The sequence below is a fragment of the Terribacillus saccharophilus genome (genome assembly GCF_046592895.1).
Classification (GTDB): Bacteria; Bacillota; Bacilli; order Bacillales; family Amphibacillaceae; genus Terribacillus; species Terribacillus saccharophilus_D.
Genome location: NZ_JAWVPU010000004.1, coordinates 170881 through 187395 on the forward strand (window position 1 = coordinate 170881; position 16515 = coordinate 187395).

18 protein-coding genes are annotated in these 16515 nt (G+C 45.7%); 6 read left to right on the forward strand and 12 right to left on the reverse strand.

The annotated features are described in order from the left end of the window. Nucleotides 1–117 precede the first annotated feature (117 nt). Together lepB and SFC66_RS13655 are read right to left on the reverse strand one after the other, a co-directional pair. Complete coding sequence (gene lepB, locus SFC66_RS13650; RefSeq protein ID WP_411219288.1) at nt 118–660, reverse strand: signal peptidase I; 543 nt, start codon at nt 658–660, stop codon at nt 118–120. A gap of 54 nt (nt 661–714) precedes the next feature. Next, a complete protein-coding gene (locus SFC66_RS13655; RefSeq protein ID WP_411219289.1) occupies nt 715–1362 on the reverse strand; it encodes a TVP38/TMEM64 family protein in 648 nt (215 codons plus the stop codon). A gap of 199 nt (nt 1363–1561) precedes the next feature. On the opposite strand from SFC66_RS13655, the gene SFC66_RS13660 reads away from it, so the two are divergent. Continuing rightward, on the forward strand, nt 1562–1951 hold the full coding sequence (locus tag SFC66_RS13660; RefSeq protein WP_411219290.1) for a YhjD family protein: 390 nt from the start codon (nt 1562–1564) through the stop codon (nt 1949–1951). On the opposite strand, the gene SFC66_RS13665 is transcribed toward SFC66_RS13660, so the two are convergent. From SFC66_RS13665 to SFC66_RS13680, 4 genes are all read right to left on the reverse strand, one after another. Then, a complete protein-coding gene (locus SFC66_RS13665; RefSeq protein ID WP_411219291.1) occupies nt 1899–2423 on the reverse strand; it encodes a competence protein ComK in 525 nt (174 codons plus the stop codon). The two genes, SFC66_RS13660 and SFC66_RS13665, sit on opposite strands and share 53 nt — an antisense overlap. A 125-nt stretch (nt 2424–2548) precedes the next feature. Beyond that, the gene (locus tag SFC66_RS13670) at nt 2549–3718 is read right to left on the reverse strand and encodes a M48 family metalloprotease (RefSeq protein WP_411219292.1); all 1170 of its coding nucleotides are present in this window, start codon (nt 3716–3718) and stop codon (nt 2549–2551) included. A gap of 51 nt (nt 3719–3769) precedes the next feature. After that, entirely contained in the window at nt 3770–4765 is a 996-nt protein-coding gene (gene lplA / locus SFC66_RS13675; protein WP_411219293.1) for a lipoate--protein ligase, read from the reverse strand. A gap of 91 nt (nt 4766–4856) precedes the next feature. Further along, nucleotides 4857–5588 (reverse strand): MBL fold metallo-hydrolase, encoded by a 732-nt coding sequence (locus SFC66_RS13680; protein ID WP_411219294.1) that lies wholly within the window; start codon nt 5586–5588, stop codon nt 4857–4859. Between the two features lie 157 nt (nt 5589–5745). Here SFC66_RS13680 and SFC66_RS13685 point away from each other — a divergent pair, with 157 nt between their 5' ends. Continuing rightward, on the forward strand, nt 5746–6303 hold the full coding sequence (locus tag SFC66_RS13685) for a DUF6434 domain-containing protein (protein ID WP_411219295.1): 558 nt from the start codon (nt 5746–5748) through the stop codon (nt 6301–6303). Nucleotides 6304–6409: 106 nt separating this feature from the next. Beyond that, nucleotides 6410–6805, forward strand: coding sequence for an MmcQ/YjbR family DNA-binding protein (locus SFC66_RS13690; protein ID WP_411219296.1), 396 nt, complete (start codon nt 6410–6412; stop codon nt 6803–6805). A gap of 17 nt (nt 6806–6822) precedes the next feature. Here the strand turns inward: SFC66_RS13690 and hemY are convergent, their stop codons facing one another. From hemY to SFC66_RS13710, 4 genes are all read right to left on the reverse strand, one after another. Further along, nucleotides 6823–8244 carry a protoporphyrinogen oxidase gene (hemY, locus tag SFC66_RS13695; RefSeq protein ID WP_411219297.1) on the reverse strand — a complete coding sequence of 474 codons (1422 nt, stop codon included), beginning with the start codon at nt 8242–8244 and terminating at the stop codon, nt 6823–6825. Further along, nucleotides 8237–9184: a ferrochelatase gene (hemH, locus tag SFC66_RS13700; protein WP_411219298.1), complete on the reverse strand. Its 948-nt coding sequence runs from the start codon at nt 9182–9184 to the stop codon at nt 8237–8239. Before hemH ends, hemY begins: the two co-directional genes overlap by 8 nt. Nucleotides 9185–9199: 15 nt before the next feature. Continuing rightward, a complete protein-coding gene (gene hemE, locus SFC66_RS13705; RefSeq protein WP_411219299.1) occupies nt 9200–10249 on the reverse strand; it encodes a uroporphyrinogen decarboxylase in 1050 nt (349 codons plus the stop codon). Between the two features lie 124 nt (nt 10250–10373). Continuing rightward, nucleotides 10374–12554 carry a transglycosylase domain-containing protein gene (locus SFC66_RS13710; RefSeq protein ID WP_411219300.1) on the reverse strand — a complete coding sequence of 727 codons (2181 nt, stop codon included), beginning with the start codon at nt 12552–12554 and terminating at the stop codon, nt 10374–10376. Nucleotides 12555–12722: 168 nt separating this feature from the next. On the opposite strand from SFC66_RS13710, the gene SFC66_RS13715 reads away from it, so the two are divergent. Then, nucleotides 12723–13217, forward strand: coding sequence for an antibiotic biosynthesis monooxygenase family protein (locus tag SFC66_RS13715; RefSeq protein WP_411219301.1), 495 nt, complete (start codon nt 12723–12725; stop codon nt 13215–13217). A 37-nt stretch (nt 13218–13254) separates the two neighbouring features. Here SFC66_RS13715 and SFC66_RS13720 read toward each other — a convergent pair whose 3' ends face one another. Further along, on the reverse strand, nt 13255–13887 hold the full coding sequence (locus SFC66_RS13720) for a phosphatase PAP2 family protein (protein ID WP_411219302.1): 633 nt from the start codon (nt 13885–13887) through the stop codon (nt 13255–13257). A 125-nt stretch (nt 13888–14012) separates the two neighbouring features. On the opposite strand from SFC66_RS13720, the gene SFC66_RS13725 reads away from it, so the two are divergent. Together SFC66_RS13725 and SFC66_RS13730 are read left to right on the forward strand one after the other, a co-directional pair. Next, nucleotides 14013–14474, forward strand: coding sequence for a ferritin-like domain-containing protein (locus SFC66_RS13725; protein WP_411219303.1), 462 nt, complete (start codon nt 14013–14015; stop codon nt 14472–14474). Between the two features lie 124 nt (nt 14475–14598). Continuing rightward, the gene (locus SFC66_RS13730; RefSeq protein WP_411219304.1) at nt 14599–15762 is read left to right on the forward strand and encodes a M20 metallopeptidase family protein; all 1164 of its coding nucleotides are present in this window, start codon (nt 14599–14601) and stop codon (nt 15760–15762) included. 34 nt (nt 15763–15796) lie between these two features. Here SFC66_RS13730 and SFC66_RS13735 read toward each other — a convergent pair whose 3' ends face one another. Continuing rightward, nucleotides 15797–16510: an EcsC family protein gene (locus tag SFC66_RS13735; RefSeq protein WP_411219305.1), complete on the reverse strand. Its 714-nt coding sequence runs from the start codon at nt 16508–16510 to the stop codon at nt 15797–15799. Nucleotides 16511–16515: the final 5 nt, after the last annotated feature.

Sequence of the window (16515 nt, forward strand, 5' to 3'; positions counted from 1 at the left end):
CTCCTGTCTTCCAAACTAGTACTCTTATTCTACCATGTTCCGCTGATGAAAGGAAAACGGATGCGCACATTTGTTCGCTTGCATATACTGGAAAAGCTCCTTATCCAAGATAAGGAGCTATACACCAAGTCCAGATGAGGACATCGGCCAATATTGAGCATCCACCTTCCCGACAACTTGCTTGATCGGGATAAAACCAAATGCGCGGCTGTCCATGCTGTCCCTTCGATTATCACCCATGACGAACAGCATGCCCTCCGGCACTGTCGCCCGTCCCGTAATATCTTCCAATGTAAAATCATATGTCAGCTGCCCGTCCACATCATCCCGGTAATTCTCCAAATAATGTTCGGGTCTGTATTGCCCATTAACGAACAATCTGTCATTCCTTACTTCGAGTGTATCTCCTGGCATTCCGATGACCCGTTTCACATAATCTTCTTCTTCGGTAGCGTGAAACACAATGACATCAAAACGCTGAATGCTATCTGCATCATCCATGAACTTGTTTACCATCAAAAAGTTGCCATCCTGCAAAGTCGGCTCCATCGACTCTCCTTCGACTCGGTAATCCGCGAAAATCAGTTCCTTCGAACAGAAGAGCAAAATCACGATGGCGACAAGCAGGAAAACATACTTCCAGCGTATTTTAGTTTTCATGCGCTCTCCTCCGGTGTAAGTGGTTTGGAACCCTTTACCCCGGCTTGGACAGCTTTAATCCTTATCCGGCTGTTCCTGCTCCCCGTTCTTCTTTTTCAATCTTCCTTCCACATACTTCCCGATCATCCAGAATAGGATGATCGCAATGACGACTACGACTGTCTTAATCGGATTTTCTGCAAAAGAGGTCAGACTGTCCCCGATATAAGCAATCGAGAAGATCATCAGCGCTTTGCCGAGAAAAACTGCCAATGCGAATTGCTGTACGCTGATTCTTGACAGACCGGCAACGACATTGATGATAGCCGACGGGGAAAATGGGAAGCATAACAGAATGAATAGCGGACCGAAACCATGCCGATCCAGCCACTCGGTAATTTTGTTCACTTGTTTATTATGACGAAGCCAATTGATCATACGTGTATGGCGATACCGCCGTATCAGCCAAAAAACAGTGATGGCACCAAGCGACGTACCTATCCAAGAATAAAGGAAACCCCATAGCAATCCGTAAGCCACTGTATTCGTGAGCACGAAAACAACAAGCGGCAGAAATGGCAGGAAAGCTTCCAGATAAGGAAGCAAAATACCGGGTATAGGACCTAGATTCTCATATCGATCAAGCAGGGACTTCGCATAATCGTCCCATGTTCCATTGCGGAACATTTCCATCAAATCGTTCCATCCAAAGCCTAAGACCATCTAACCATTCTCCTATTCCCAGCTAAAAAACATCTTTTTACCATTTTAAACGAAAAGCCACAGCCTGCAAAGTCTGACAGGACAATCCCTGCTTTCCCTGCATTTGGTAGTCATTTGAAAATTACCTGCAGTATCCTGTTTTCACTTTAGCAAGCATGGGGTATAATAGAACAAATGTTCGCATTAGGAGGAAAGGCATATGCGATGTCTTAGTGAATCGGAATATAAACTGGGATCAAGATTTTTGTTTTTGTCGATGGCCATCGTCGTCCTGCAGCAGGACATCCGGATCGTGGAAAAAGGAGAGCACAAGATAAAAGCGTATCTATTACATAATTTACAATCGATGGAGAAAACCGCCATGGAGGAACGCCGCCAGCTGCGCATCAAACTTCGTCAGCAGAATATGAAGATCGTAACTGCAGAGAAAAACGACACCTTCACCACATTCCTCTTCATCACCAAGGAATGTGAGGAAAAGCGCAATTACTTCAATCCGGCAATCCGGAATAAAGTCGAAGAAATCCTGATGGAGCTTACGCAAAAGGTTCCGCAATCTGGTCCCCGCCGTACTTCCACAAATGCTTGATACGCTTATCCAGCAGGAATCGGTACTGAGCCGTGCGCTGGACTTGATTCATCATCGATCCATACGAAACATCCAGGATGAGGGTATGGTCATTTTTGAAAGTAATACTCGTCCGCTGATGAGCGGCAGCTTCGATTTTTTTGATATGGGAATGGGAAATCCAGGAGCATGTATGAGCAAGGGGCGAAGATGTGGGGAAAAAATACATACCGCTGACAGGGTCGATTGATATCGGTGCTTTATGCGTGATACCGCAAATGTCTTTCACGCCAGCTTGTCTACCTTTTAAGCTGCTGCCATAGAACTTGCAGGCCAAATCGATGAATTTGCTGGGAGAGGTGCGAAAGATGAAGCTTCCTTCCGTCTCGAGTACTTCACAGCCCGGCTGACCATTTTCGAGTCGCTTCGGCAGTATGGCCATGGTAAGGGGAGTCAATTCAGCTACTGTAGTGCTTTGTTCTATCTGCTGCATCTTCACAATCCTTTCTGATGCAGGAAAAGAGGGATTGCTTCTACAATAGCAAATAAGGGATAGAAAAACAGGAAAATTCCTTTTTCTTAATATAATTCTTACAAAACAGGCAGAGATATAAGTCCCTACCTGTTTTCTTCATGATTTTTTATCGTTTCGATTCTTTCCTGATTGGAAGGATGCGTGGAACGGAGCCATTCTATGACCGGCCAAGGATTTGGATCACTTTTGGAAACTTGCTGCATCTTCTCAAACATCTGGATACCTGCTTCCTTATCCGGAGCATGCACAAGCGCATAAGCATCCGCCTGGCGCTCCATTTCACGTGACACATAAAGCGAGACAGGTTCACTGGCAACTTGCAGCATACTTAAAATCAAAAGAAAAAGCGGCACCGCTCGCAGCTGGTAAGCAGACAGCCTGCGTTTAGCAAGCGGTTTGACCGAACCTTTCTTCGTCACCCAAAGGAGAAGGAATCCAAGTAATAGGAAACCTGCTGTCCCCCAGTACACATGGTGCATGACATAATGACCGATTTCATGCGCGACGATGAAGAGCACCTCATCCTGATTCAAGCCATCGATTGTCGTGTCGTACAAAACAACACGGGCACTGCCGAATACACCCGTCACATATGCATTATAAGTCAGCGTTTTGGCGCTTTTATCCACTTCCAGGAGTGTCGCATTTGGAATGACTGCCTCTTCCGTCAATTGCTCGATTTCCGTGCGCAGCTCCCCTGCTGGCAGATCACTAAAATCTTCATACAGCGGATCGATCCATATCGGCTGCACATAGACGATGAAGATTGCACCCGGAACAAGCAGGAGCCACAGTATGATCCACCAATTCTTGCGAAACCTTTTCATTAAGAGCTGCGATATATATACCACTGCTGTAACTGCCAAGTAAAAAAGGAATAAACTTAGCAAATATTCCCCTGCCCAATCCCAAAATGGCTGTACACTGGTTTGTGCTTGCCGAGCATTCCAATACCCAATCAAACGAAACGGCAGCTGCACAATGCCATACAATCCTGTTAAGATAAGCAAATATCCTGCCGTTGCCAAAAGCTTTGGCAGCCGATGTTCCATCATCGCAGCAATGTTTTGCAATCTGTCATTCTTCCAGACGACATAGATGAAGATTGGCAATAGCGGCAGCCTGGAGAAATAAACAGCATGACCGATACTGGCATACACGCTTGCATCACGATTCCATTCAGGGTACCCAAATGGAAAGAAGATCCAAATCACAGCCAGGTAAACAGCATAAACAAGCATTACCTTTTTCATCCGATTCCTCCTGTAAAAAAGAGACGGCACACCGGCCGCCTCTTTAGCTTATCAATACATAAGGTCGATAAAATCGTCTTTTTCGATTTTACCTAAATAATGGCTCACATTCACATTAGACAATGCACGCTTGATTGACTCCCGTTCATAACGGACACCTTTTAGTTTTTCCTCTAACTCCCCTACTTCGCCGACACCGAAATAATCACCGAAGACACGGATTTGTTCGATGATGCCATTTCTTACATCAAGACGGAGATCGACATTGCCTGATGGGAATTTATGCGTTTGCTGGATATTAAAGCTCGGCGATTTGCCGTAGTTCCATTCCCATTTTTGATAACGTTCTTCACTGATTTTATGAATGGCTTTCCAATCCTCATCAGTCAGCTTGTAACGCGGTACATCCTTCGTATCTTCCACATTGAAGATATAACGAAGCAAAATTTCCTTGAATTCATCCATAGGAATCTTTTCATCCATGAATTCAGAAATATTCGCCACCCGGCTGCGAATCGACTTGATGCCTTTGGATTCGATTTTCTCCTTCTTCACCTTCAGGGCAGAAACAACATGCTCGATTTCCGAGTCATACATCAATGTCCCATGGCTGAACATCAGTCCTCGTGTGGAGAATTGTGCATTACCGGAAATTTTCCGCTCGCCGACAAGCAAATCGTTGCGTCCTTTCAATTCTGCAGGTACACCAAGTTTGTTCAGCGCATCTGTCACTGGTTTCGTGAATTTCGCAAAATCCTGGAAGCTGTTGCCATCATCTTGTGTGATGAAGCTGAAATTCAAGTTCCCCAAATCATGATAAACCGCTCCTCCGCCAGACAATCGCCGCACGACCTTGATACCATTATCATCTACATACTTCGTATTGATCTCTTCGATCGTATTTTGGTTGCGGCCAATGATGATGGATGGTTCATTGATATAGAAAAGCAGGTATGTATCATCTTTGCCGAAGTTTTTCAGCACATATTCCTCGATCGCAAGGTTAATCCTTGGATCTGTAATTCCTTCATTATCGATAAAACGCAAAATAAAGACCCCCAGTGTAAAAAATTGTTTATCCCAGTAATATCTTACCGAATCATCGACGTATTATCAATTCAGACAAAATGGGAAGGAGTCACCCTTCCCACGTCAATCCTTCATATGCCAGTTTTACGTTCCCGCTGTACACACTGCTCGCTTCCTCCAGCAGCTGCCGATGTTCGCCAAAATGCGGCAAGTGGCTTAAAAAGAGATTTTTCACACTTGCCTGCTCCGCAATGCCGCCTACTTGCAGGCTGTTCATGTGGCCCGCTGCTTCCCCGTCTTGGTGCTGATAAAAATTACAATCAGTGATGAGCAGGTCTGCATCTTTACTGAACTCCGCCCACTCCTCCAAGTAACTGGTATCAGCTGTATAAACCATGTCCGAAACACCATCCGAAATCCGCATGCCATAACAAGGTACGGGATGTTTGGTCTTCATGAAGGTAATAGCAAATGGCCCAATACTTAAAACCTCATCCGGCTCATAACGAATACCATCGGTGAATTTATGACTTAGATTCTTAAATCCTGCCTCATCTTCGCCATGCCCATAAATAGGCAGCATGTCTTCTGTTCCTTTCAAGCTGTTCTGGACCTGCCAAACATGCTGCAATGCCCCGATGTCAGCAACATGATCCGGATGATAATGGCTCACGACGACTGCATCCAAGTCTTTTGGATCGATGAATGCCGGCATTCGGGATAATGCGCCGCTTCCGCAATCCAGCAGCAAGGAATACCCGTCCTTCTCCACCAAGTAACATGAGCTGGCACTCTCCCTGCCTGGATATGCTCCCCAAAAACCTATCACTGTAACTTTCATTTTTTTGCACCTCTCCTTCTACTTCTACCATTTCCGAATTTCATGCACATAAACCACCTGCTTCAGAAGAGTTCGCCCAAGAAGGGCTGGTCTCCTTCGCGTATATATGACATAATATAACAAAAAGAGGAAAAAAACGCATATTGGGGGATATGTTATGAGACCAGAATTGACACGAATGACAAAAGCAGAAGATTTTTTGGATTATTATTGGCTGAAAGAAGAACTTGTTCAATTTTGTCGCGTAAACGAACTGCCCGTCTCTGGTTCCAAAATGGAGATAACCGCCAGGATCGAAAGCTTCCTGCGTAACGGTACAATCGAAAAACCGAAGCAAAAACAATCCCGCAGAAGAAAAAAGACAGCCGATGTGCTCAGCCGTTCCACCATCATCACCGAAGAACATCGCTGCAGCCAGCACGTACGAGCATTCTTTAAAAAGGAAATCGGCGAGCATTTTCACTTTTCCACTTACATACAAAACTATTTTCGTGAAAACATCGGCAAAACATATGAAGATGCCATCGCTGCATGGCATGAAGAAGAAATCCGCAAAAAAGATCCTGCTTACAAGAAGGACATAGCTCCACAGTTCGAATATAACCGCTTCATCCATAATTTCTTTTCAAATCCTGCCAATATAGGCAAAACGCGCTCACAAGCTATCGATGCTTGGAACAAGAAAAAAAGCAGACCATATTCCCATAGTTCCTGATTTTATATACTCTGAGTGGGATGACCGAATCTGGAGGAACACATTTATTAACGCTATCTACTAAAACAGAGTTCCATATACCATATTTCTGATAGGTGTGGAACTTATGCTGAATAAACAATTTGTACAAGAGCGGATGGCATTGTTTAAAGAAGCTGGGAATGTACTACCTGGAGCAAAGGTTTATTACCGCGAAGACTGGGATGTTTATTATTTTGATTTAGCTGGTAAACAGTTCGGATTGATGAGTAAAGAAGCAAATGAAAAAGCTGTACTGACTATCAAAGGGGTACCCGATGACAACATTTCATTACGGCGGAGGTATAGTGACGTCGTACCTGGCTATTATGCCAATAAACAGCATTGGAATTCGATTTTGTTGTGCAGTGAACAATTATCCGACATCGAGATTACAGAGCTGCTCCAAAATTCTTATGAACTTGTTTTCCAGAAGCTTACGAAAAAAGCACAACGGGAGATAAATCCACAACAACTTATATAACGCAAAAAGCTTCTCCCTCAGGAGAAGCTTTTTTCACGCAAGTAAGCAAGTACATTTTGTACAGCTTGTTCGCCACTGTCGATGCAATCAGGGATACCGATGCCATCATAAGATCCTCCTGCCAGGAATACACCTGGAAGGTGAATGGACATATTGGCGCGCACATCAGCGACGCGCTGCAGATGACCGACAACGTATTGCGGCATCGCTTTCTTCCAGCGGCTGACCACGGAAAATAGCGGCTTGCTTTTTATCTTCATGATTTTGTTCAGATCTTTCAACGCGATGTTGACCATTTCCTCATCCGACAAGTCCACCACTCCGCTGTCATCGGGTCTGCCGACGTAGCAGCGGAGCATGACTTTGCCTTCAGGAGCTGTGCCTTCCCACTTTTTATGCGTCCACGTACATGCTGTAATGCGATACTTGCTGTTGCGGGATATAACAAAGCCTGTCCCATCGATATCCTTCTTGATGGCAGAAGCATCGAATGTCATTGCTACCGTTGCAACGGATGTTGCTTTCATCTCTTTCAGCTGCTCCATGAAATCATATTGACTCAGCATACGCTGTACGGCAAAGAAAGGTGAAGCGAGCACTGCGGCATCGGCACGGAATACTTCCCCGTTTCCTAGCAGCAAATGATAATGATCGACTTTCTTTTCGATATGATCGACGCTTGTTTCCAGCTGCACAGTTCCTGGTTCAAGCTTCGCTTCCAAACCATCGACCAACGATTGCAATCCGTCTTTCAAAGAAAGGAATGCACCCGGCGGTTTTACTTCTTTCTTTTGTTTCGGCGGTTTTGGCATCGTTGCCTGTAGTCCTTTGATCACACTTCCATACTGCTGTTCCACTTCATAGAACTTCGGATAAGTGGCCATCAAACTCAACTCATCGATTTCTCCGGCATACACACCAGACAAAAGCGGCTCCAGGACATTTTCTACCAGCTCGTCACCGAAACGACGACGGAAGAACAATCCCATGGATTGGTCTTGAGCTTCTTTTCCTTTTGGCAGCATAGGTTCTACACTGATGCGTGCTTTGGCTTTCGTGGAAAGCAGGCGTGACTGGTAAAACGGCTTCAGTTCTGTCGGCACACCCATGAAAGCCCGCTTCGGCATCTTATGCAGCTTCCTGCCTGCAAGGATGTAGGATTGTCCCGTATTGTTCCGGACAAGATCCTTTTCCATGCCGATATCGTGAATCAGACGGGACGCTGATTCCTTTCGCGCTAAGAAGGAATCAGGGCCGCGTTCAATCAAGAACCCATCTTTCTTGAGGGTGTCGATCTTCCCGCCAAGAGTGCTGGAGGCCTCAAACAATTTCACTTCATAATCCAGACGATAGGCACGAATCTGCTTCTGAAGATAGTAAGCTGTCGTCAGACCTGCAATACCGCCACCGACGATGGCAATCTGTTTTTTCTCAGCCATGGCGCTCAACTCTTGCCTGCTGTTCCAATACCACCTTCGCCAATGTATTGATGAACTGCTGATTTGTGTTCGGCATTTCCGGACGATAGTATTTTGCACCTAATTCGTCACATACGACCTTACACTCATAATCATTGTCATACAGCACTTCCAAATGATCCGTGATGAAACCGACCGGTGCATATACGAAAGAGCGGTAGCCTTTTTGCTCATAAAGTTCACGCGTAAGGTCTTGTACATCCGGTCCAAGCCATGGATCTGGTGTATTCCCTTCACTCTGCCAGCCAAGCTCGACATTTTTGATGCCAGTCTGCTCTTGGATCAAATCTGCTGTACGTTTTAGTTGATCTGGGTATGGATCACCATTTTTAAGGATTTTTTCCGGAAGACTATGTGCAGAAACGATAAGTGCAGCTTTATCACGTTCTTCTTTGTCCATGCCAGCAAAAATCTCTGCAATGTTATCAGACCAATATTTGATGAAACCTGGCTCGTCGTACCAGCTCTCAACAGACGTAATTTGAAGATTCCCAGCTTCTGCAGCCGCTTTATGAGCACGCTCATTATAGGATTTCACGCTGAAAGTGCTGTAGTGCGGTGCCAAGACGATCGAGATAGCTTCCGTTATCCCGTCTTTCGCCATCTCCGCCACACCGTCCTCGATGAAAGGTTCGATATGCTTAAGCCCTAGATATGCTTTGAATTCGATGACATCCTGGTATTTGTTCAAAGCAGCTTCCAGTGCGTCCGCTTGCTCCTGTGTGATACGTGCAAGCGGGGAGATGCCGCCGATTGCTTTATAACGGTTGGTCAGATCCTCAAGCATTTCCGGTGTAGGCTTACGTCCATGCCGGATATCCGTGTAATAACGTTCGATGTCTTCTTCTTTATAAGGCGTGCCGTACGCCATAACTAGTAAACCAACTTTTTTCTTTGTCATGTCTTACACCTCGGGTCATAGTATTGAATTTTGTTTTGCGGAATACGAATGGATGAAGGCTGTCAGCTTCTTCAGCACACTTGGGCTTATTTCAGGTGTCACGCCGTGGCCAAGGTTGAATACATGCGGACCAGCTTGGCGGCCTTGATCCAGGATCGCTTTTGTGCGCTCCTCGAGCACGTTCCAGTCACTTGTAAGCAATGCTGGGTCGAGATTGCCTTGAAGCGTCTTGGTTATACCCATATCCCTTGCTTCCTTGATGGATAGTCTCCAGTCGAGACCAATGACGTCCACCGGCAGATCATTCCACTCCAAGATCAAATGGCTTGCTCCTACACCGAACAATATCAGCGGAACATTCATTTCCCGCAGTTCGCTGAAAATCCGTTCCATCGTAGGTTTGATGTAAGCGCGGTAATCAGCAGCATTCAAGGCCCCTACCCATGAATCGAAAATCTGGATAGCGGATGCACCTGCTTTCACTTGTGCTTTTGCATAAGTGATCGATACCTCCGCAAGTTTATCCATCAGCGCGAACCAAGCAGCAGGGTCACTGTACATAAGCGATTTCGTCTTATGGTAGTTCTTTGATGGTCCGCCTTCGATCATATAGCTCGCCAATGTAAACGGCGCACCGGAAAATCCGATCAACGGTACTTCCAGCTGTTCTTCTGTCAGGAGCTTGATCGTTTCCAGGATGTACGGGATATCCCGCTGCGGATCAAGCTTGCCGAGCTTTTCCACATCTTGCAAGCTGGTGATCGTGTTGGCGATAACCGGTCCGATCCCGGATTTGATATCGACATCGACACCGATACCTGGCAGCGGCGTCATGATATCCTTATACAAAATTGCTGCATCGACATTGTATTGTTCAACCGGAAGTCTTGTCACATAAGCGGCAAGCTCAGGTTGATGCGTGATTTCGAAAAGGGAGTATTTCTCTTTCAGCTCACGGTATTCTTTTTGTGATCTCCCTGCTTGTCGCATATACCATACTGGTGTGTAATCCGTCATTTCGCCCCGGAATGCACGCAGCATTGTGTCATTTTTGATCTTAGGCATAAATCGTTCTCCTTCGTCTCCTCATTATCCGTTCCCACTATACGAAATTTCATGAGCATTTGTATAGCATTTGACTCATAAATACCCTATTTTTTGACGAATTGTGTCAGAGTCGTGAAAATCGTCAGAAACCAAAACCGGAAAGCACGGTATGGTTGGATTCAGCGCCAGTTTCATCTGTCAGCGGGTTGAATGGAACCACATAATATGACGTGTCTTTCAGCAAGCTGACCTTATCCACGGTAAAGCTTCCCTCACCTTGGACTTCCCCGATTTTCTCTGCACCATCATTCGTTTCTTTGTAGATATGATAAATGATCCGCTCATCATCGCTCGCTGTCCACGTCAGCTCGGCATTGACGAGTCGCAAACCTCCGAAACCATACGAAATCGAAGCATCCGTAATGGTCGGCAATTCGACTGGACCGCCGATGTCTTCTGCATTCTCCGGCTTCTCAAAGCTTGTGGACATGGTTCGATATTGCGAGACTTGACGCAAAATGGATTTCGTGAGCGCCGTCGGCATCGAACTGCCGCTTTCCAAGTAGTTCTCTCTCGTCGAATTATCATAGCCCATCCAGCTTACCGCGACATATTCCGGTGTATAACCAGCAAACCAAGCGTCTTTATCTGCACCTTCCACATTTGGATGCTGTGTCGTGCCCGTCTTTCCTGCCAACGCATCGTAATAGGTACCGGCCGTTCCAGTACCGCCGGATATGACACTTTGCAGCATACGTGTCATATCCCAGGCTGTCTGTTCTGAGAATACGTCGCTTGTCTGCGGTTCAGCCTTAAAGGCAGCTTCCCCATTACGGTCATAAATTGCATTGATCGACTGCGATTCGATCCATTGTCCCTCATGGGCGAAAGTGCGGAAGCCTTCTGCTATTTGCAATGGCGTCAAACCTTCTTCCAATCCGCCAAGTGCAATCGATAGCCCTTTATCCGGCAGATCGATATGCATCTTCTCCAAATAAGACTTTCCTGTTTTGATGCCAATTTGATCCAGCAGCCAAACAGCCGTCGTATTTTTCGACTCCTGCAATGCTTCATACATCGTGATATTTCCCTCGTACTGATCATTGTAGTTGGACACCGTATATTTTCCGCCATCATATGACTTCTTCTCGTCCGGAAGCTCACTGTACGGATTATAATCCCCGGTATCGAGCGCCGGGCCATAGACCGCCAGCGGCTTCATGACAGATCCCGGCTGCCTCGGCACCGTCACACGGTTCAAATCACCATATTTGAAATCACGTGCACCAACAGCGGCGACGATCTTACCGGAATTCTGGTCCAGCATGACAAAAGCTCCTTCGATTTCATCAGTCGAGCCGTCGAAGTACGTATCCTCCTGCATCGTCTTGTAAGCTGTACGCTGGATATCTTCATCCACATTCACGATGATTCGGTATCCGCCGGTGCGCAAATCTTCCAAAGACAAATCATATTTTTCCTGTGCTTCTTCTGCTACCAAATCGATATAGCTTTCGATCCATGGACGCTCTTGCTCTTCCTCAGGATCAGTCACACCAAGTCCCTCTGCTTGAGCGGCTTTTTTCTCATCAGCCGTGATATAACCTTGCTCTTCCATTTCATCGAGCACCAGATTGCGTCTTTCTTTTGCTAAATCCGGATTATTATTCGGCGAGTAAGTATTAGGTGCTTTTGATAATGCTGCCAGCATCGCACTCTCCGAAAGCGTCAAATCACTTGCGCTTTTATTGAAATAATAATTGGCCGCAGATTCGATACCATAAAGACCGTGTGCAAAATAAATTTCATTCAGATAATATTCAAGGATCTGGTTCTTTGTGTAATGTCTCTCCAGGTAGATAGCCGCCATGGCTTCTTTCGCTTTTCTAGTGAATGTCTTATCATTTTTAAAGAACAGATTCTTTGCTGTCTGCTGTGTGATCGTACTGCCGCCCTCCACTTTGCTCATTGCAATGATGTCACGATACAAGGCTCGCCCCGTCGCTCGCAAGTCAATGCCATGATGCTTGTAGAACCGGGCATCTTCTATGGATACAAAAGCATTCTTCACATGTTCGGAAATCTCATCGAACTTGACGGGTTCCCGGTTTTCTTCATAAAACTGCGCAATCATTTCTCCATCTTGATTCTCGACTGTGGAAGCAGCTTTAAGTGTCAGATCATCTTTATCGATGACGAGTCTTCCGCCAAAGAATAACAGGATATAGACAGCTGTCATTCCTGCCAATATGATTCCTGCCCCGAAAAGATACCATGTCTTGCGTCGCATTCGCACATGCTGCTTATGTTCTGATCGTTTCATAACGTTTCTTTCACCTCTTACGTATCCCCCATGTTCATTCTATAATCAATATTATACGACAAAATATGCCATTTACCCATCTTTCCTATCAAATGGGTACCCAGCTTGCATGATGCTTTGTTTAATTGCTACACTGACTCTAACATAACGCCAGGAGGTTGAATACAAATGAATGCATATTTTACCAACGGTACAACGGAATTCCTTCGCCAGTTAAAGCATAAAGAACAAGCAAAGATCTGGGTATTCGAGGGGGAAGGTGCTCTTGCGTATACAGAGGATCCACATGCAGCCAAATTTGCAACACCCCGTACATACGAGCATGTGACGGGAACCGGAGACATCCCCGATGATGGCTATATTGCCATCAATAATATCCCTGTCACGGATGAAGGCCGCCCGATTTTTGAAGATGTTTTCAAACAAAGAGCTGGGAAAATCGATCAAACACCTGGATTCCATGCACTGCGCGTATTGCGGCCTCAATCCGGCAATACCTACCTTGTGTTGACAGCATGGGAAGACAAACAGCGTTTTGAAGACTGGAAAAAGTCAGAAGCATTCCAGCATGCCCATAAAAAAGATGACAAGCAGCCGAAACGACCGCCATTCAGTGCCGGTCCTGCATATGTGACTACTTATCATATCGATAATGAAGAATGAGAAGAGCCTATCCGTTCAAATCGGATAGGCTCTTATTTTATTGATACGAGCGGACTTTTTCTCGTTTCCCAAGCTTATGCTGCAGCCATTTGTATAATAAAATCCAAATCAGCAAAAATACCAGTCCATATGCATAGCCAGCCAGCACATCAGTCAAATAATGCACCCGGAGGACAAAACGGCTGAAACCTACCAGCAATACGATCAAAGCTGCCAGGAAAGCAGCAAAATACCGCCAGCTTCCCTTCAGAATATGCCAGAGAAAATACAGGATGATGCCATATGTGATAAAAGACACCATCGAATGGCCGGATGGAAAACTGAATCCTTCTCCATCGACCAATGCCAGGATGGCAGGCCGTTCCCTCTCCACCAGTCCCTTGATGAGGAAGTTAAATTGATATCCAAATGCTGTAGCTGTAAATACGATTCCAGCTCCGATCAAGTCCTTCTTTTTCAGAGCTATATATGAACCGAACAAAAAAGCAAGCACACTTAAAACGATACTCGATCCAAACTCTGTGATCCAGCGGAAGACATCATACCAGAATGTCCCTTGTAAGGATTCTGCAAAGGAAGCCGTCCACCGATCCAGTAGCGGATCTTTATGCAAACTGACATCGATTGTAAATACTGCAGCTATGATGATAGCAATGCTAAATGTAATCATATACACTTTCCTATTCGGAAGTTCCATTTCGTCACCTCTGATTGATTGTACTATGCCGGTTGTTTAGAAAACAAACACACGGGGAATATATCCTTATAGATAGCCAATCAGAAAGGATGATAAACATGGCAGACAATATCAGAAAAATCAAAGACGACTCCCAATTACAGGAACTGATTGATGGCTTGAACGTGGACTTGGCAAATGAGTATGCAGCATCCATCATGTACACCACTTACAGTTCTGCGGTATCCGGATTATATCGTACAGTATTGAAACCATTTTTCGAGGACGAAATCACAGACGAAATAGGCCACGCAAAATATCTGGCAGATAAAATCGTCACACTAGGCGGCACGCCTACTACGGTTCCGGCAGAAGTGCCATATCATACAGATGTGACAAAAATGCTGACAGAAGCACGCGATGCAGAACAAGATACGATTGAGCGTTACGAAAAACGCAAGCAGCAAGCTGAGGACTTAAACATGACAGAGCTTGTAACCAAATTGGAAGATCTGATCAGCGATGAAACGAACCATCGTGATGAGCTGAACCGTCTTCTGAGCGACTCTCGTCTATCTTGATTCATCCAAACCCATAACCTGCTGGTTATGGGTTTTCCCTTGTACTTTTCTGAATAAATCAATAATTTTTGATAGGATATATGCTATACTGGTCTTATTTATATCAGAAGGAGGCTGGTGCAGCATGCTAGCGGAATTATTTAAGAAAGTAGATGAATTATATGAAGATATGGTCACCACGAGAAGGTATCTTCATCAGCACCCGGAACTGTCCTTCAAAGAAGAAAAGACAGCTGCTTATATCGCGGATACATATGAAAAACTCGGCATCCCCTATAAAAAGAACGTCGGAGGCAATGGTGTCGTTGCTACACTAAAAGGCGGTAAGCCTGGTAAAACAATCGCACTGCGGGCGGACTTCGATGCCTTGCCGATCCAAGAAGAAAACGATGTTCCCTATAAATCGACAGTGCCCAATGTGATGCATGCCTGCGGTCACGACGGACATACAGCAACGTTACTCGGAATCGCCAAAGCAGCTCACGCCCTGCAGGATGAACTGCCAGGCACCCTAGTATTTGTCCATCAGCACGCGGAAGAATATGCACCAGGCGGAGCGAAATCGATCATCGAGACCGGCATCCTTGATGATGTCGACGCCGTTTTCGGAACTCATCTTTGGTCCAATACGCCGCTTGGCACAATTGAAACAGCTGATGAAGCTTTCATGGCCGGAGCGGACCGCTTCGAGATCGAGATCATCGGAAAAGGCGGCCATGGTGCACAGCCGCATCAGACAAAGGATGCAGTATTGATTGGCTCACAAGTAGTAACGGCACTTCAGCAAATCATCAGCCGTCGTTTGGATCCTTTAAGCACAGCAGTGATCACAGTCGGTACTTTTGAAGCTGGAGCTGCTTTTAATGTTGTGGCTGGTACAGCTAAACTGACTGGTACCGTGCGCACATTCGATACTGCTGTACAAGACCAAATAAAAGCCGAAATCGAAAATGTACTGAAAGGCATCACAACAGCAAACGGTGCAGATTATAAATACGAATACATCGAAGGCTATCCACCGGTGATCAACCACCCCGCTGAGGCACAGCTGGTGCTGGATGCATCAAAGGAAGTCGCAGAAGTGAAAGAAGCCAATAAGGTGCTTCCTACCATGACTGGTGAAGACTTCTCTTATTATTTGCATGACAAGCCAGGAGCGTTCTTCTTCACAGGCGCAAAGAAAGAAGATCATTATTACCCACATCACCACCCGAAATTCGATTTCGACGAAAAAGCGATGGTCATTGCTGCCAAAACGTTGCTCAGCACATGCATGGCTTATCAATAAAAAGAGATCAGCGTGAACGTCACGCTGATCTCTTTTATGTTAACATCCGGATCCTGAAGGCATGCATGGCTGCTGTACCCAGCTGCTCCAAAAATTTACCGTTGATGATGGCACCGACGAAAGCCCCCACCCCAGGCAGGAGCTGTATCATTTTGATCAAATCGATATGATCCCTGTACTCCTGCTGCAGCACACGCCAATTGACATCTTCGATCGAACCGGTCAATTGATTCCAATGACGCAGCTCTTCCCACAGCTTCACCCTCGTCTCACCGCTGGAAAAAGTGGCACTGAAAATTTGCAGAAGAAATACCCGTTCGCTGAATGCTGTCACATCAAAACCGTAGATCCGGCCAATATCGAATAAACATTTCATCTTGATGCTGAGTAAAAGCGGAAAATCGGCCATTCCAAGCAAGATACCGCCAGCTCCAGTTCCTGCTCCTTCCGCCCTTGCCGTTGTTTTGTAACGGTTTATCACTTTGCGGACTTCTTTTTCCCTTTGCTCAAAGCTCCATTTTGGATCGACTTGTATAGGATAGATGTATTTGGAGGATGTCAGGCTAAGCTCGATCATTTGCCGGATCGCCGTCGTGATGGCACGATGCACAGTTGTCGGGATCTTATCCGTGATGGTATCCTGCGCACCCTTGGAGAACCGTTGGAACTTGCCTCCGCGACGCTGCAAAGAATGAAAATAAAACAATGCTTCCTTCAATTTTCTTTCCTTATAATAGTCATCCGCCATCTGAA

Bases quoted from the DNA above. Each gene is read 5' to 3' on its own strand.
- lepB (WP_411219288.1), bottom strand. From the start codon at position 660: ATGAAAACTAAAATACGCTGGAAGTATGTTTTCCTGCTTGTCGCCATC.
- SFC66_RS13655 (WP_411219289.1), bottom strand. From the start codon at position 1,362: ATGGTCTTAGGCTTTGGATGGAACGATTTGATGGAAATGTTCCGCAAT.
- SFC66_RS13660 (WP_411219290.1), top strand. From the start codon at position 1,562: ATGCGATGTCTTAGTGAATCGGAATATAAACTGGGATCAAGATTTTTG.
- SFC66_RS13665 (WP_411219291.1), bottom strand. From the start codon at position 2,423: ATGCAGCAGATAGAACAAAGCACTACAGTAGCTGAATTGACTCCCCTT.
- SFC66_RS13670 (WP_411219292.1), bottom strand. From the start codon at position 3,718: ATGAAAAAGGTAATGCTTGTTTATGCTGTTTACCTGGCTGTGATTTGG.
- SFC66_RS13680 (WP_411219294.1), bottom strand. From the start codon at position 5,588: ATGAAAGTTACAGTGATAGGTTTTTGGGGAGCATATCCAGGCAGGGAG.
- SFC66_RS13685 (WP_411219295.1), top strand. From the start codon at position 5,746: ATGAGACCAGAATTGACACGAATGACAAAAGCAGAAGATTTTTTGGAT.
- SFC66_RS13690 (WP_411219296.1), top strand. From the start codon at position 6,410: ATGCTGAATAAACAATTTGTACAAGAGCGGATGGCATTGTTTAAAGAA.
- hemY (WP_411219297.1), bottom strand. From the start codon at position 8,244: ATGGCTGAGAAAAAACAGATTGCCATCGTCGGTGGCGGTATTGCAGGT.
- hemH (WP_411219298.1), bottom strand. From the start codon at position 9,184: ATGACAAAGAAAAAAGTTGGTTTACTAGTTATGGCGTACGGCACGCCT.
- hemE (WP_411219299.1), bottom strand. From the start codon at position 10,249: ATGCCTAAGATCAAAAATGACACAATGCTGCGTGCATTCCGGGGCGAA.
- SFC66_RS13710 (WP_411219300.1), bottom strand. From the start codon at position 12,554: ATGAAACGATCAGAACATAAGCAGCATGTGCGAATGCGACGCAAGACA.
- SFC66_RS13715 (WP_411219301.1), top strand. From the start codon at position 12,723: ATGAATGCATATTTTACCAACGGTACAACGGAATTCCTTCGCCAGTTA.
- SFC66_RS13720 (WP_411219302.1), bottom strand. From the start codon at position 13,887: ATGATTACATTTAGCATTGCTATCATCATAGCTGCAGTATTTACAATC.
- SFC66_RS13725 (WP_411219303.1), top strand. From the start codon at position 14,013: ATGGCAGACAATATCAGAAAAATCAAAGACGACTCCCAATTACAGGAA.
- SFC66_RS13730 (WP_411219304.1), top strand. From the start codon at position 14,599: ATGCTAGCGGAATTATTTAAGAAAGTAGATGAATTATATGAAGATATG.
- SFC66_RS13735 (WP_411219305.1), bottom strand. From the start codon at position 16,510: ATGGCGGATGACTATTATAAGGAAAGAAAATTGAAGGAAGCATTGTTT.